The 14,656-nt window shown below is 65.0% G+C and carries 16 protein-coding genes; 9 read left to right on the top strand and 7 right to left on the bottom strand.

Going from position 1 to position 14,656, the window contains the following annotated elements; all coding sequences use genetic code 11:
• The first annotated feature begins 501 nt into the window (after positions 1-501).
• On the top strand, positions 502-2,397 hold the full coding sequence (locus tag F5544_RS08925) for an AfsR/SARP family transcriptional regulator (protein ID WP_167472750.1): 1,896 nt from the start codon (positions 502-504) through the stop codon (positions 2,395-2,397).
• 6 nt (positions 2,398-2,403) lie between these two features.
• Here the strand turns inward: F5544_RS08925 and F5544_RS08920 are convergent, their stop codons facing one another.
• Entirely contained in the window at positions 2,404-3,204 is an 801-nt protein-coding gene (locus F5544_RS08920; RefSeq protein WP_167472749.1) for a hypothetical protein, read from the bottom strand.
• A gap of 140 nt (positions 3,205-3,344) precedes the next feature.
• Positions 3,345-4,325: an NAD(P)/FAD-dependent oxidoreductase gene (locus tag F5544_RS08915; protein WP_167472748.1), complete on the bottom strand. Its 981-nt coding sequence runs from the start codon at positions 4,323-4,325 to the stop codon at positions 3,345-3,347.
• 94 nt (positions 4,326-4,419) lie between these two features.
• Between F5544_RS08915 and F5544_RS08910 the strand changes: the two genes are divergently transcribed.
• From F5544_RS08910 to F5544_RS08875, 8 genes are all read left to right on the top strand, one after another.
• Positions 4,420-4,974, top strand: a complete 555-nt coding sequence (locus F5544_RS08910; RefSeq protein WP_167472747.1) for a helix-turn-helix domain-containing protein — start codon at positions 4,420-4,422, stop codon at positions 4,972-4,974.
• A gap of 88 nt (positions 4,975-5,062) precedes the next feature.
• Positions 5,063-6,325 carry a kynureninase gene (gene kynU, locus F5544_RS08905; protein WP_203217505.1) on the top strand — a complete coding sequence of 421 codons (1,263 nt, stop codon included), beginning with the start codon at positions 5,063-5,065 and terminating at the stop codon, positions 6,323-6,325.
• 226 nt (positions 6,326-6,551) lie between these two features.
• Positions 6,552-7,373 carry an alpha/beta fold hydrolase gene (locus F5544_RS08900; protein ID WP_167472746.1) on the top strand — a complete coding sequence of 274 codons (822 nt, stop codon included), beginning with the start codon at positions 6,552-6,554 and terminating at the stop codon, positions 7,371-7,373.
• 91 nt (positions 7,374-7,464) lie between these two features.
• Positions 7,465-7,923 carry a hypothetical protein gene (locus F5544_RS08895; RefSeq protein WP_167472745.1) on the top strand — a complete coding sequence of 153 codons (459 nt, stop codon included), beginning with the start codon at positions 7,465-7,467 and terminating at the stop codon, positions 7,921-7,923.
• A 165-nt stretch (positions 7,924-8,088) separates the two neighbouring features.
• The gene (locus tag F5544_RS08890) at positions 8,089-8,439 is read left to right on the top strand and encodes a hypothetical protein (RefSeq protein WP_167472744.1); all 351 of its coding nucleotides are present in this window, start codon (positions 8,089-8,091) and stop codon (positions 8,437-8,439) included.
• A 13-nt stretch (positions 8,440-8,452) separates the two neighbouring features.
• On the top strand, positions 8,453-8,908 hold the full coding sequence (locus F5544_RS08885) for a hypothetical protein (protein WP_167472743.1): 456 nt from the start codon (positions 8,453-8,455) through the stop codon (positions 8,906-8,908).
• Positions 8,909-9,086: 178 nt separating this feature from the next.
• Complete coding sequence (locus F5544_RS08880) at positions 9,087-9,539, top strand: hypothetical protein (RefSeq protein ID WP_167472742.1); 453 nt, start codon at positions 9,087-9,089, stop codon at positions 9,537-9,539.
• 604 nt (positions 9,540-10,143) lie between these two features.
• Positions 10,144-11,538: a cytochrome P450 gene (locus F5544_RS08875; protein ID WP_167472741.1), complete on the top strand. Its 1,395-nt coding sequence runs from the start codon at positions 10,144-10,146 to the stop codon at positions 11,536-11,538.
• A gap of 42 nt (positions 11,539-11,580) precedes the next feature.
• On the opposite strand, the gene F5544_RS08870 is transcribed toward F5544_RS08875, so the two are convergent.
• The 5 genes from F5544_RS08870 to F5544_RS08850 all read right to left on the bottom strand — a co-directional run bounded on the left by F5544_RS08870 (position 11,581) and on the right by F5544_RS08850 (position 14,579).
• Positions 11,581-11,901 carry a hypothetical protein gene (locus tag F5544_RS08870; protein ID WP_167472740.1) on the bottom strand — a complete coding sequence of 107 codons (321 nt, stop codon included), beginning with the start codon at positions 11,899-11,901 and terminating at the stop codon, positions 11,581-11,583.
• Complete coding sequence (locus F5544_RS08865) at positions 11,877-12,419, bottom strand: hypothetical protein (protein WP_167472739.1); 543 nt, start codon at positions 12,417-12,419, stop codon at positions 11,877-11,879. Before F5544_RS08865 ends, F5544_RS08870 begins: the two co-directional genes overlap by 25 nt.
• A complete protein-coding gene (locus F5544_RS08860) occupies positions 12,416-13,153 on the bottom strand; it encodes an ABC transporter ATP-binding protein (protein ID WP_167472738.1) in 738 nt (245 codons plus the stop codon). The genes F5544_RS08865 and F5544_RS08860 overlap by 4 nt, the downstream gene beginning before the upstream one ends.
• Before the next feature lie 15 nt (positions 13,154-13,168).
• On the bottom strand, positions 13,169-13,651 hold the full coding sequence (locus tag F5544_RS08855; protein WP_238847163.1) for a hypothetical protein: 483 nt from the start codon (positions 13,649-13,651) through the stop codon (positions 13,169-13,171).
• A gap of 139 nt (positions 13,652-13,790) precedes the next feature.
• The gene (locus F5544_RS08850) at positions 13,791-14,579 is read right to left on the bottom strand and encodes an SAM-dependent methyltransferase (protein ID WP_238847162.1); all 789 of its coding nucleotides are present in this window, start codon (positions 14,577-14,579) and stop codon (positions 13,791-13,793) included.
• Between the last annotated feature and the right edge of the window lie 77 nt (positions 14,580-14,656).

Here is a 14,656-nt window from a genome sequence, read left to right as displayed (position 1 = left end):
GGCAAACTTCCTCGCTTATCACCGTTTATCGGGCGATACGATCCTGTGTCGATCGAATAGGTCTTCCGCGGCAAGCGCCTCGGCTGCGGTCCGCCGCTCAGCGGCTGGGTGGACCTCGGCGTTCATCCGATGCCCGATCCCCGCACACTCGACGACGCCGGCCCCGACACGCACTTCGCGACGCACCGCCACGGACTTTGTGGCCCGGTGCGCCGACATTGGCGACCCGACTGGTGCACACCGCGGCCAGGCCCACAGTTGAACGCTCGACCACGGCCGGGTGAACTATTGTGAACCACAGGCTTTTTCGATTGGCCAGGAAATCGAGGCCCCGAATCCCGTTGCAGCACACCCGATCAGGATGTCCCAGTCCGCGTAATTGTCGCTGTACTCCCACATAAACGACTGGTCGGACAGTGTTATCGGTCGTTCTACGCTTCAACCACGCGTCAGCGGCCTATCCTCGTTGGTGGCAGCACATGGCTCAGGAGGGGTTTGTCCATGGCTCAACCGCAGATCAGATACGACGTGCTCGGTTCGTTCACGGCGTGGCGGGATGACCGTGAGATCGAGTTGGGCACAGCGAAACAACAGGCCGTTCTGGTTGCACTGCTGTTGGAAATGAACCGACCGGTAACAATGAATGCGATCATCGACGGGGTTTGGGGAGAACACCCACCCGGCGATGCGCGCAATGGCGTGCAGACCTATGTCAGCCGATTACGCCGGGCGCTCGCACCGCGCCCGGCGCACAATGTGTCGGAATCCGCGCTGGTGTGGGCCGATACCGGATATGTGTTACACGGCAACCCTTCACTTGCGGATTACATTGCCTTCGACCGGCGCATCGGAACCGCCGAACAATACTGGCGCGAAGGCGACCTCGCGGCGGCGGCCGCACACACCAATGCCGCGCTGGAGCTCTGGCGCGGCGAACCGTTCAGCGGACTGGCCGGTCCCACAATCGAGGCCGAGCGCCGACGACTACAGGAGCGCTATCTGACCTCGCTCGAACTCCGGGCCGGGATCAAACTCGCCCGCGGCAGACATGCCGAGGCGGTCGCCGAACTCGTCCCACTCGTCGTGTCCTATCCACTGCAGGAACGGTTTCGGGCGCTGCTGATGCTCGGCCTCTACCACTGCGGCCGCCAGGCCGAGGCGTTGATGGTCTTCCAGGACGCGCAGCGCCGCCTCGCCAACGAGGTCGGCATCGAGCCGGGCCGGGAACTGCGCGAACTGCACCGGCGGATCCTGCGGGACGAGATCGAGCCGGCGTTCGGCGAATCAACCGGCGGCATCACCGATTTCATCGGTCGCGACCTCGAATTGCGTCGGCCGCACACGATCACGCCGGTGCCGGAGATCGCCGTGCCCGAACCGGCGGGCGCCGCGGCCGATACCGGCGAGCCGAGCCGCAACCAGTTACCCGGCGATATCGCCGACTTCACCGGCCGCAGTACCGAATTGGACAGCCTGCTGGCCGACGTACCGCCGCGGGCGGCCGCCCACCGGACCGTCTTGATCGAGGCGATCGATGGCATGGCCGGTGTCGGAAAGACGGCGCTGGCGATACACGCGGCCCATCAACTCAGCGGCCGCTACCCCGATGCCCAGCTCTATATAGACCTGCACGGGTACGCCACCGACCGCGAGCCCGTCGACCCGATGACCGCGCTGGAACAACTCCTCCGTGCGGTGGGGGTGCCGGGCGAGACGATGCCCGCGGACCTCGATGCCCGAGCCGCCCTGTGGCGCACCCGAATCGCCTCCCTTTCGGTGCTGCTCGTACTGGACAATGTGGCCGACGCGGACCAGGTTCGGCCGCTGCTGCCCGGCACGCCCGACTGCCTGGTCCTGATCACCAGCCGCCGCAGGCTCATCGACCTGGAAGTCTCCAGAACCCTTTCGCTGGACGTACTTTCGCGCGAGGACGCGACGGCACTGTTCACCAGCATCGTCAGCGACGACCGGGTGCTCACCCAGCCCGATGCGGTGGCCGAGACCGTCCGGCTGTGCGGTTACCTGCCGCTGGCCATCCGCATCGCCGCCGGGCGGCTCCGAGCCCGGCCGGTCTGGCCCATCGACCGATTGGCCAAACGACTACGCCAGCCCCGGAATCGGCTCGAGCACCTATCCGCGGGATCCCGCAGCGTATCCGCGGCGCTCACCGCCAGCTTCCAAGATCTGCCGACCGATCAGCAACGCGTATTCCGGCTGCTCGGGTTGCGGCAGGGGCGCAGCTTCGATATCGACGCCACCGCCGCGCTGGCCGATATCGATGTGGATTCCGCCGAGCGGATCCTGGAAGCCCTCGTCGATGTGCATATGCTGGAACAGGTTTTGCCGGGGCGCTACCGATTCCACAGCCTCGTCGGCGATTACGCCGCGATGGTGTAACCGCCCTCAGTGGGCGAAGGTGTCGTTGATGTAGTTCGCCGCATGCGTTGTCCACAGGACGTTCGTGCCCGGCATGTTCTGACCCGAATAGCCGACGTGCGGGCCGTCCGGCCACGGCGTCAGCAGGCCGATCACGCCGCGCGTCGCATCGACGTAGCGATCGAAATTCGTTACCGGGTCCTGCATCAGCCACCGCAGCAGCTCTTCGAAGATCAGATAGCTCACATTGCCGAAACGCGCGCCCTCCACGAAGGAGAACGGCGAGATGCCGACATCGATGATCCGCAGCGGCGAATCCGCCGGGGACGCGGTGATGATGTCGGCCGGATTGGCGTACTCGCGCGTCTGCACCTGGTCCGGCCACGGCCCGTGCTGTCCGTGCAGTCCGAAAGTCGACGGCGGGCACAGGTTGTTGACCGAATCGCCTTCGGCCCGAAGCGGATTCGCGAGGTTGACGGCGAACGCTATCTCCAGCGGACTGCCGTCGGTATTGGTGTACTGCCCGGACCGCACACCCTCCAGGATCCGGCTGACGCAGATGCCGCCAAGCGAATAGCTCAGCAGCCCACAGACATTCGGCGAATCCTGGATCGCCTGCACACCGGCGGCGGTGCCCTCCTGCACCGAGGTGTCCAGCGACGGGCCCCACAGATTCGGGTCCGGTCCGATCGATGCGGTCCAATTCGGTTCGAAGCTACGGAAATACGCCGAATCCAGCAGGCCGGTTATGGCGGCGAGCATGCCCGTCGGTGTGCCGTCCGGGCTGCGCATCTCGTTGGTACCGCGAAACGTGAAGATGTCGATCATTGAAATCTCCTCACCCACAGAAACCCCCCGTACCACAACGCTAAATCCATAGCGACCTGCCAGTGGGCAAGTTCGGGAATCGGGCGGATGTGGTCGCCCCAACGTCGCGGCAGCGCAGTCACTTTGCCGAGCAGTTCGATTCAGACGAGCGCGGTACCCCGCCGCAAGGCCGCATCGGTATCTGCGCCAACAAGATCGGCGTTCATGTGCGCACCCGCTAGCGCACCGGCCGCCGCGGCGGCGCCGACCTGCGCCATCGGATCGGCGGCGTTTCCGGCGACCCACACCCCGGGCACCTCGGTGACACCCGCTGTGCCGCTGGCGAAGTGACGGCCCATGCCGCCGGGCAGATCTCGGATCGCCAAACCCAAACCCGCCAGCCCTTCGGCCCGGACTTCCAATGTGGTCGCCACCGCGAGGACGCGGCGGGCCACGAACTGCCCGTCGGTCAGGCGCACACCCGCGATGCCGTCTCCGCCGTCGACGATCTCGGCGACCGGGGTGTCGACGATGCGGATGCCGCGGGCGGTGAAGCGGGCCGTGGTGTCCGCGTCCAATTCGGTGCCGTGGACGAAATAGACGAGGTCGTCGGACAATTGGCGGAACAGCAGCGCGTGATGGACCGAGGCCGGGCCGACCGCCAGGACGCCGATCGGTTCGTCGCGCACCTCCCAGCCGTGGCAGTAGGGGCAGTGCACCACGCCGCGACCCCAATGCGAGGCGAGCCCGGGTACGTCCGGAAGCACATCGCGCAGTCCGGTCGCGACGAGTAGACGGCGGGCCCGCACCGAGCGTCCGTCTGCGAGGGTGACGGTGAAACGCAGATCGCCGTCGTCCGACGGCGCGCCGGGGCGGGCATCGACGACCTCACCGTTCACGATCCGGCCGCCGTATCGCCGCACTTCCGCGCGACCGCGCGCCAGCAGTTCGGCGGGCGGCGTTCCGTCCAGACCGAGCAGTCCGTGTACGCCGTCGGCGGGTGCGTTGCGCGGCGCGCCGCTATCGATGACGAGGACCGAGCGGCGAGAGCGGGCCAGCATCAGCGCGCCGTTCAGCCCGGCGGCGCCGCCACCGATCACCACGACATCGACGGTCTCGTCCACCAGTTCGTCGGCAAGCATCAGGTCGTTCCCTTCGTGCGGGCCTCGGGGAATTCCCGGGCCGTTCACGGGCAACGCTAACCACGTCATGCGCGTAAGACATACGATCTTGCCTATGACGCAAGAAGATGGCGAGCTGGATGGCCTGGTGCGCAAACGGCTGCGCGCGCTGCGGGTCGCGCACGGCTGGTCGCTCGAGGAACTCGCGTCCCGGGCGAACCTCAGCCAGTCCACCCTCAGCCGCATCGAGAACGGCCAGCGCAGATTGGCCCTCGATCAGCTCGTCACCCTCGCCCGCGCGCTGGGCACCTCGCTGGATCAGCTGGTGGAGACCGCGACCGACGATGTCATCGCCAACCCGACGATCGACACCGCGAATGCGATGATGCGCTGGCCCATCAAGGCCGAACCGGGTATAACCGTCCTGCGCATGCGCCTAACCGATCCACCGCCGGGCAATCCGGCCCGCATGCGGGCGCACGCGGGCCGCGAATGGCTCGTCGTCCTGTCCGGCACCGCGGTTCTGCTGCTCGGCAACCGGCGCCTCCGGATCGAAACCAATCAGGCCGCGGAATTTCCGACCATGCTCCCGCACGCCATCGGGGCCGAGGGCGGCCCGTGCGAGATCCTCGGCATCTTCGACCGCGACGCCCGCCGCGGCCACAACTGATGCTCCGCGGGAAAGCAGCTGGCGGGCAAACACTTCGCTCTGCTCGATGAAATAGGCTTCGCACATCGAGAACGCGAACGGAGCACCGGTGCCGAAAGCAACGAACGATGACGACGCCCTGGCGGCCCGCGCTGCCGCATTGGACGCCGCCGACCCGCTCGCACCGCTGCGGGAACGCTTCCTGCTTCCCAAAGGTGTTGTCTACCTTGACGGTAACTCCCTCGGCGCGCTGCCCGCCGCCGTGCCGCCCGTCATCGAGGATGTCGTGCACCGGCAGTGGGGCGCCGGCCTGATTCGCTCCTGGAACGAAAACGCTTGGTGGGCAGCGCCGGTCCGGGTCGGCGACGCCGTCGGCGGGCTCATCGGTGCGGCGCCCGGACAGACGGTGGTCGGCGATTCCACCAGCGTCCAGCTTTTCAACGCGCTTACGGCCGCGGCCCGGCTGCGCCCGAATCGTCCACTGCTGCTTACCGATCCGGGGCATTTCCCCACCGATCAGTACATCGCCGATGCCGTCGGCCGCCTGCTCGGCATGGAGGTCCGCCGGGTGCCGCCCGCCGATGTCGCGGCAGTGCTCGCCGAGGCGGGTGACCGGGTCGCCGCGACAAGCTACTCCCCCGTCGACTACCGCACCGGCGAGCTGTACGACATGGCCGCGATCACCGACGCCGCGCACCGGGCCGGTGCGCTCGCGGTCTGGGACCTGTGCCATGCGGCGGGCGCCCTGCCCATCCGCGTCGACGAGCTCGGCGTCGACCTGGCCGTCGGCTGCGGCTACAAATTCCTTTCCGGCGGGCCGGGCGCCCCCGCCTTCCTGTATGTCGCTCGACGGCATCAGGCCGACTTCGACCACGCGCTCACCGGATGGAACGGGCACGCCGAACCATTCGGCCTCAGCGGCGATTACCGCCCGGCCGACGGCGTCGAACGGGCCCGTATCGGCACTCCGCCGATCCTGTCGCTGCTCACTTTGGAGGCGGCCCTCACCGCCTTCGACGGCGTCGACATGGCCGAGGTCCGCGCCAAAAGCCTTTCGCTGACAAGCTTTTTCCTCGACTGCGCCGACGCCGTCCTGACCGAGCTCGACTTCACGACGGTGACCCCGCGCGATCCGCACCGCCGCGGCAGCCAGATCACCCTGCGCCACCCCGATGCCAACGCGCTGGCGCGGGCGCTCGCGGCACGCGATGTCATCGTCGATATGCGCGCCCCCGATATGCTGCGCTTCGGCGTGAACGCCCTCTACGTCTCCCACGCCGATGTCCTGGCAGCCGCGCGACAGCTGTCCGAGGTGGTGCTGGCATCCGAACATCGGCAGGAGCGTTTCCGGACGCCGACCGTCGTCACCTGATGTGGAATTCGAATCCGATTCGGCAGCAACCTATTTCGACTTATCAGCGGCCCCGGCCTTGTCCGACCGCCGCTGGCAGGAGATCGCCGAGGCGCGTACGTACGTGAGCTCGAGTTGGGCATCGGCAGCGGGCCGAGCGAAATTACCACCGAGGTAATGGATTCCGATACCCACAGAGTTATAGGTTGACTGACAAGTCAAGGAACCAGCAGGAAGCCGAAATACGATGCCGCACATCACCGTCAACGACAATGTCGAGCTGTTCTACCGCGATTGGGGCGTCGGCGCGCCGATAGTGTTCACCCACACCTGGGCGCTGAGCTCGGCGATGTGGCAGTACCAGGCGATGGCGCTGGCCGAGCAGGGGCTGCGCTGCGTCACCTACGACCGCCGCGGCCACGGGCGCTCCGACCAACCCTGGGACGGATACGAATTCGACACCCTCGCAGACGATCTCGCCACCGTGATCGAAAGACTCGACCTGCACGAGGTCACCCTCGTCGGGCATTCGACCGGAACCGCGGAGATCGTGCGCTATCTCGCGCGACACGGTTCGGCCCGGGTCGCCAGGATCGTGCTCGTCTCCTCGGCGCTGCCGCTCATGCTGCAGACGCCGGACAATCCGGCGGGCATCCCGATGGCCGCCTGGGAGGAGATGCGGGCGCAGTGGCGCACCGACTTTCCGGCCTGGACTCATCAGGTGGCCGACCCACTGTTCACGGTCGCGGGTTCGGCATCATCGATCTCTCCGGCGCTGGTGGAATGGTCCAAGGCCGACAGCAATGCGACATCCGTCAAGGCCATGCTCGACCTCAGCCACGCGGTGTCCGAGACCGACCACCGGGCGGACCTGCGCCGCATCGATGTCCCAGCACTCGTGATCCACGGCGGTGCGGACGAATTCAACCCGCTGGGGCTGTGCGGCGAACCCACCGCCGACCTGATCCCCGACAGCCGCCTGAAGGTGTACGACAACGCGCCGCACGGCCTGTACCTCACCCATATGGCGGAGCTGACCGCCGACCTGCTCGAATTCATCAAGAGCTGAACCGCCGAGCGAGATCGCGATTTGAACCGGCCACGGCGCTAAACTGCTCGGCGAGGCCGTTTCGGTTGCTGTCCCGCGACAGGGAGGTGGCGTGTCTGGTTGTCGAATCGCGTTGCTGGCGGCGGCTCTTTGCGCGGCGCCGCTGCTGAGTGTGCCGCAGGCGCAGGCACTTCCGCCGGGCGGCGGTGGAGGCTGCCGGCAGGGCGGCTTGATGACCGGCGCGCTGGTCGCGGGCAGCGGAAGCGCGGGGCAGAACATCCGGCGTTCGGCCACGCTGCGCGAATGCGGCGGCCCGCTGTTACCGGGAATCGACACCGGCCAGTTCACGGCCATCATCCCGTGGAATACGCCCGGTGCGCAGAGCACGGCCGAATTCGCCTGGTCGGATGGCAGTGTCAGCACGGCGACCGGATACGGCAACGGCCTGTGGCTCATCACCGGCGGTCGCGCGGCCGGGCACGGTATCCAGGTGAACGTCGCCGACACCTGGAACGGATGGTATGTCAGCTTCGCCGATGTCACCGTCACCTCGGCGACCTTCGTATCCTGAATGCGCTGTGCCGCAATGCATTCGGGTCGAAGACCGGGCCAGTTTCATTGATCGACAACGGTTCCCGCGCCGCCCTGTGAGGCCGATCACCTGAATCGAATGGAACCCATTGCGCCGCAGTGGCGTCGAAGCATGGTGAAAGAGCCTCAATGGGAGGGATCACCAATGCAGACCGTCATGTCCGGCCGCCGATTCATCGCCGCGGTCCTGGTAGCCGCCGCGGGCACCGCGGGTTTCGGAGCTGGTATCGCGGCGGCGCAGCCACCGACCGCGGCCGTCCGAGCCGTGGATGCGGTGCAGCCGCAGTTCCAGTTCACCGCGACCTTCTATGCGACGGTGTCCTGCTATTTCGAGAATCTGGACCGGACCGACGCCACCGGACCGTTCCAGTTCAATGGCACCGGAAGGACGAAGGACGCGGCGGTGAACGACGCCAAGAACAAGGCGCAGGCGGCCGTGCCGTCGGGCAAGAAACTGAAGCACTGCCGCACCGTGAACGTCACGTCGCGGCGCTGACAGAGAGGTGAAAATGGACGACGAGCGGCGCATTTGGCAGGTCGCGGTCGGATTGGGTCTGCCCGACCCGACCGGCCCGGGATCCCTGGACAGCGAGGAGATCCATCCGATCGCGCTGATGCTGGAGGAGAGCGCACACCGGATCCGCGGCGTGAACCGCATCCCGTGCTATACCGAATTCGGTCCGGTCATCGAGATCGCCGAATTCGCCGAGCGGGTGCGCGGCGACGCGTACGACCCGGCAGCCGTGCCGGTCGAATGCACCCTCACCGTCTACGCGACCGACGACGAGCTGGACGAACTACTGCCCGCGATCGTGGCGGACCTTGGCATCGACGAGCACAACTATTCGGCCGCCGCGGCCCGCACGGTCACCATCGGCCTGCGCGATATCGAGACCAGAGCCGAGGCTCCGGCCTCCTACCAGCACCTTGTCGATCAGTACCGGAATCGGGCTGTGCTGGACTGAATTCCGCGGGCAACTGGGGATTCGAGTTCGAGGAACGGGGAACAGGTTCGGCGGTAGAGTCGGACCGCACCGCCCTCGGCTCCGGCCGACTCGATGAACAGACCGAGTGATCTTCGACCCTGCCGCCGGGGCCGTCAGCGGAGGACCGTGGCATCCGGTAGAGAAGGGAATTCATCCGATGTCGGAAACCTCTGCACACTCGAATACCCGCGGCCGGAACGTGATTCGGCGCGCGGTCGTCGGACCGGCCGCCGCGACGCTTGCCGCGGTGGCACTGACCGTCGCGGCGGCGCCCGATGCCGGTGCGGCCGTCATCGATCTGCGCGCCGAACCGGGCGCGAGTTGGGGACCGGCGAGCCAATACGGAACGGGCTGCACCTACACGCTCACCGCCAACCTCACCACAGGGGCGTTCCCGGTCTTCTTCTACGACACCACCGGCAGATCAACTTTCGCGCCAAGCGATTTCGTCGATCCGGCGGGCGCGACCAGCGTCAGCGTCCAGTGGACACCGACGGCGGCGGAATGGCATCACATCGTCGCCTATCAGAGCCAGGGCTCGATAGCCTCCGTCGACCTGTTGGCCGGAACGGGCTTCTCCACCGGCTCCGGATGCGCCGTAATGCCTTAGGCGGACAAACTGATCACCGGCGCGTAGGGGCCTTGCGTCGAGCTTGCCGAATGGCCCTGCGCGTCGGGTCCGAATCCAGTTGCCCGGTCAGCTCCGCGATCTGGACGACCGCGATCGACACCAACAGGAAAAGGCAGCCGCTGCTGTGAATGGCGTTCGGGCTGTTGGTGTTCGGCAGAAAAGTCCTGACGGTTCAAAATCTCGGCTAATGTAACGTGCTGACCGGCAACAGGCCTCAGTGATTCACCTCGGTTGTCACCTATTCCCGCAGGAGTCCTGTGCGGACGATGGGAGAAGTCTGAGACCGGGGAGGTCTGTCGAGAGTTGTGCGGAGTTCGTTGCTCGACACGCTGATCCAGGAGTTGACTGTTACTGACCCTAGTCGGAAGGACCGCTTCTCGTAGCGGGGCGTCCAGCGGTATCGGCCCCGCCATCGCCAGCGTCGTGCCGCCGACGGGGTTGGTGGTCCATGACAACAGCTGTGACCGGCGGTGAAGGAGACTGTGGTCGTGACAGAACAAGCTTTTCGGCAGGAGCAGACGCACCGTGGTCGACGGCGTAGGCGGGTTGTTCAGCGACCTCGCCGACGGTCATGAGGGAAGGAGTGGGATCGCTGCTGTCCGGGTTGTGGACCTATCGCCCGAAGCCTCCGGCCTCGAACCTGCTGAAAGAAAGGCAACATGTAGTGGATCTTCGTGACGTCCCGTGTGCGCCCGGACGTTTGCCGGTTCTCGGACACGGTTGGAAAATGTGGCGTGATCCGGTTCAGTTCATGGTGGATCTGGCCGGCGCCGGGAAAATAGTACGCGTCGATATCGCCAATCTTGTTGTCTACGTCATTACCGATATCGAACTACTCCACAGCGTGTTGGTGGAGAACTCCGATGCCTACGAGCGAGGGCTCCTCTTCAAACGCATCCGTCTCATATTCGGAGAATCGCTGATCGTCACGGATGGTGAGCAACACAAGTATCTTCGTCGTCTGCTCCAACCAGCGTTCCATCGAACACAGCTGGAAAGCTATGTGCACACCATGAAGCGTAACGCGGATGCGTTGGCGAGTTCGTGGCAGCCAGGCCAGATTGTCGAGGTCCGTTCCGCGGTGTTCGGGGTGGTGATCGCCAACCTGCTCGAGTCGATGTTCTCCCACGAACCGGATGCCGAGGAGATACAACTCATCTCGGGTCTGATCACGGACATAGGCGCGGGCGCCATAGTGGGCAGTCTGCTGCCCAAGAAGCTGGAGAGCCTGCCATTGCCGGTGAACCGCAAATTCACGTCGGCTGGAATGCGACTGCGAGATTACTGCCGAGAACTGATCACCGCGCGCCGGGCCAGCGGTGACCGCCGGAACGACCTGATCGACATCCTGCTGGATTCGGTAGATGAGGAACACCGTAGTGACGAGTTCCTGGTAGAGCAGGCCATGACTATCCTCTTCGGCGGGATCGACGCCTCGACCGCCACGCTGACCTGGGCGCTGTACGAGTTGTCGCGGCATCCGGAGGTGGCTTCGAAACTGGCGAAAGAGATCTCCGCCGCAGGAGATATCAGCCCCCGAAACCTCGATCAACTCGATTACCTGAACCGGTTCCTGAACGAGGTCACGCGGATGCATGCGGCACTGCTGCAGACGAGACGTAGTATCACCACGGTCGAACTCGACGGATTCACATTTCCCGCGGGGACCAATATCGGCTACAGCATTACAGCTATTCACCGCAATCCGAACATTTTCCCCGAACCGAACACCTTCGACCCCGATCGGTGGCCGGCCTCGGGCTCCGGGTCGAAATGCAGGAGCCTGGTTCCGTTCAGCAAGGGTAATCAGATGTGTCTCGGTAACAATTATGCCTGGATCGCACTGCAAACAACTCTCTACAGTCTGCTGTCGAAGTGGGAGTTCCGGCCGGTCGCCACCAAGAAAATCCGGCGAGCCATGGGTCCGATCCCGGTGATGGAAAAGCTTCCGCTCGAGGTTCAACCGATCTCGGTGTAGGTCGCGGCGATTATTCGCCCATGGACGAATAATCGCCGCAGCTCAGTTTGCGCCTGATTTGGCGAGCGTCGTTCTGCGATATCCGGAAAACCGGCGAATGAGAATGGGTAGGACGGCTGTCGCGATGAAGAGGGCGGCGGTGACGAGGACGAAATAGAGCAGAGATCCGTTGCGGCCGAAGCGAGGGATGAAGGCGACTTCCTGACCGGTCGCGGCGACGGCGTTGAGGAACGGGGCGTATGCCTGCAGGGTGTACCCGTGGGGCAGCAGATTGATGGAGTTCTCGGCGACATAGACCCAGAACAGGAGAACCGCGACGGCGGCGGACGGAGTGCGGATCAATGACCCGACCGCGACACCCACCCCGCATGCGACGAACGCGTAGCTCGGAACGGTCCAGAGAAACCGGAGACCAGCGGAGTCGGTGATGCCCACGGCCCCATAGAGTCGGGGAACTGGTGTGGCAGCGTAACCATGACGACGGTGAGCAGAACGGCTGTCGAGATCGCCGCGATGGTGCCGTAATAGATCCACCGGCCCAACGCGACCGTCCAGGACCGGGGGAACAGGAAGGCATTGAGATCGCTTGTCTGACCGCGCCATTGGGTGGCATGGGCGTAGGCGGTGGCGACCATCATCACCGACACGGACAAGGTGATCACCCAGTACACGGAATTGGTGGTGGCGACCGCGGCGACGAATTTCTGTCCGGGGAGGTTGGCGAGTCGTTCTGCGACGGCGGCGATTACGAAGGTGATGACCAGCGGCAGCGCGAAGGTGAGGGGGACAGCGACTACCCACAGGAAGCTGCGTCCGGCGGTGCGGGTCCATTCGGCGGCGATGCCGCGGCGGATCAGGGTGACCGGACCGGGGCCGTTCATGGGGCCACGCCGAACGCGAGGTCGGTAGGCAGGCCGGCGATTCTCAGGTAGGCGTCTTCGAGGCCGGTCTCGCCGGGACCCAGGGTGTTCATGAGTTGTGCGAATGGCTGGTCGGTCAGAATGCGTCCGTTTCCGAGGATGACGATGTGGTCGGCGTTGCGTTCGACCTCATCGAGCAGGTGGGTGGCAACCAGGACACAGGTCCCGGTATCGGCGAGGTGGCGCAGCAGTTCGCGGATCCAGCGGATGCCCGCGATGTCGAGGCCGTTGAGAGGTTCGTCGAGCAGCAGGGTGCGAGGCTCGGACAGCAATGCGGCGGCGATGCCGACACGTTGGAGCATGCCGAGCGAATAGTGCCCCAGCCGACGATCGGCGACCCGGACGAGGTCGACGATCTCGAGGACCTCGCCGACCCGGTCGGTGGGTAGTCCACGGGCGCGGGCGATCCAGCGCAGGTGCCGGCGTGCCGTGTGACGTGGGTCGAAGGCTCGGTAGTTGAGGTGCATTCCGAGAGTTGCCGGTGTGGTGTGATGGGCTCGGACGAGGGTGTCGTCGACCCGGACTGTGCCGGTGGCAGGCGCGATGATGCCGCAGATACACCGCAGCAGCGTGGTTTTGCCGGTGCCGTTGAGACCGATCAGGTAGGTGAGTGTCGCGTCTGCCACCGTCAGTTCGGGAACTTCGAGGACGATCACGCCTGGGTAAGCCAGGGTGAGGTCACGGATTTCGATCACTGTGCTCGCAGCCGGTCAGAAGTCGCAGGCCATCGACAGTCCCACGGCCTTGATGCCCTCGCACACGGAACTGTTGGACAACTTCCAGACCCCGTCGATACGTTTCCAGACCACGCGCGCAACCAAATCCGGTCGCCCCGCCGACTTGCTGCGCAGCATGGCGGTGTGCACATTGCCGTCATGAGTTTCGGGACCGCTGATCTGATTCGACCCGATCGGGGGACGGAACAGGCCGGAGTTGTAGAGGGTCTGTGCAACCACGACCGCCCGCATACCGCCTTCCATGTTGGCGGCCTTGGCCTCGTCGGAGGCGGGTGTTTCGATCAGGAACACAACCTGGTCGTGCAGATCGTCCAGGGTGGGAACCTCTTTGGTGATGAGGAAATCGCCGGGAGCGGCGGAGGCGACAGGGGAATTGACAACCGAGGCACCGGTCGTGACCATGGTGACAGCTGTGATCGACGACACGACACCAGCGACAATGTTCAAGGACTTCATCTTTTTCATCCTCTGATCGACTGGGACAGCGCCTGATGCACGCACGAAATGTGCAGATGGCAACCAAAAATTAGCGTGTTTGGGCGTCTTCGACGGCAGTTTGCAAAATTTCCTGCCCAGCCCTGTTCATACCGGGCACTCAGGGTTTGCGGCCGATGCCACCGAGCATGACCATTCGAGTCTCCGGCAAGTCGGGGCGAAGCCACTGCTGCACCGGCACCACACCGGGTTCGAGCAATTCGAAGCCGGCGAAGAAGGTCTCCGTCTGTGCTGTGGACCGAAAGGAGACCTGGGCCGAAGTGTCGTGGGTGCTGGCGAGCACCTGGAGTATCTCCGGGGTGGAATCAAGGGAGCCATGGGTGATCGCCAGGTAACTGCCCGGTGCGATCTGATCGCGGAAGGCGGCGATGATCTCGGCGGGGTGTTCGTCGTCCATCACGTAATGCAGCACGCTGATGAGCGTGATGGCCACCGGCTCGTCGAGGTCGATCAGGTTGCGGTTCTTCAGCTGATCGAGGATGTCGCCGGGGCGGCGAACGTCGCCCAGTAGTGCGGTGATGCCCTCTGGTTTGGCCAGCAGTGCGTCACAGTGGGCGTGCACGACCGGGTCGTAGTCGACATAGACCACCCGCGCCGACGGCTCGATCTTCCGAGCCACCTCGTGCACGTTGGGCGAACTCGGGATGCCCGAGCCGAGATCGAGGAACTGTCGGATACCGGCCTCCGCTGCCATCTCGACCGCTTTGAGCCCGAAGGATCGAGTGAACCAGGCCAAGGTCCGGAGTTCGGGTGCGCGACAGAGCATTTGATCGCCTAGATCACGGTCTATCTCACGATTGTCCTTTCCGCCCAACAGGTAGTCGTACACCCGGGCAGAGTTGAAATCACCGAAGCTGAACGGTTGTGGCATTCGGTCGTTCTCCGACACTGGCCCCTCAGTTCCTTCGACCACAGGTCAACGGTAGCCGACCGCTACCTCAGGCGGGTGCTCTCCAGAGATCTGTC

The sequence above is a fragment of the Nocardia arthritidis genome, from assembly GCF_011801145.1.
GTDB classification, from domain to species: domain Bacteria; phylum Actinomycetota; class Actinomycetes; order Mycobacteriales; family Mycobacteriaceae; genus Nocardia; species Nocardia arthritidis_A.
This window is presented reverse-complemented; position numbering and strand designations above follow the sequence as displayed.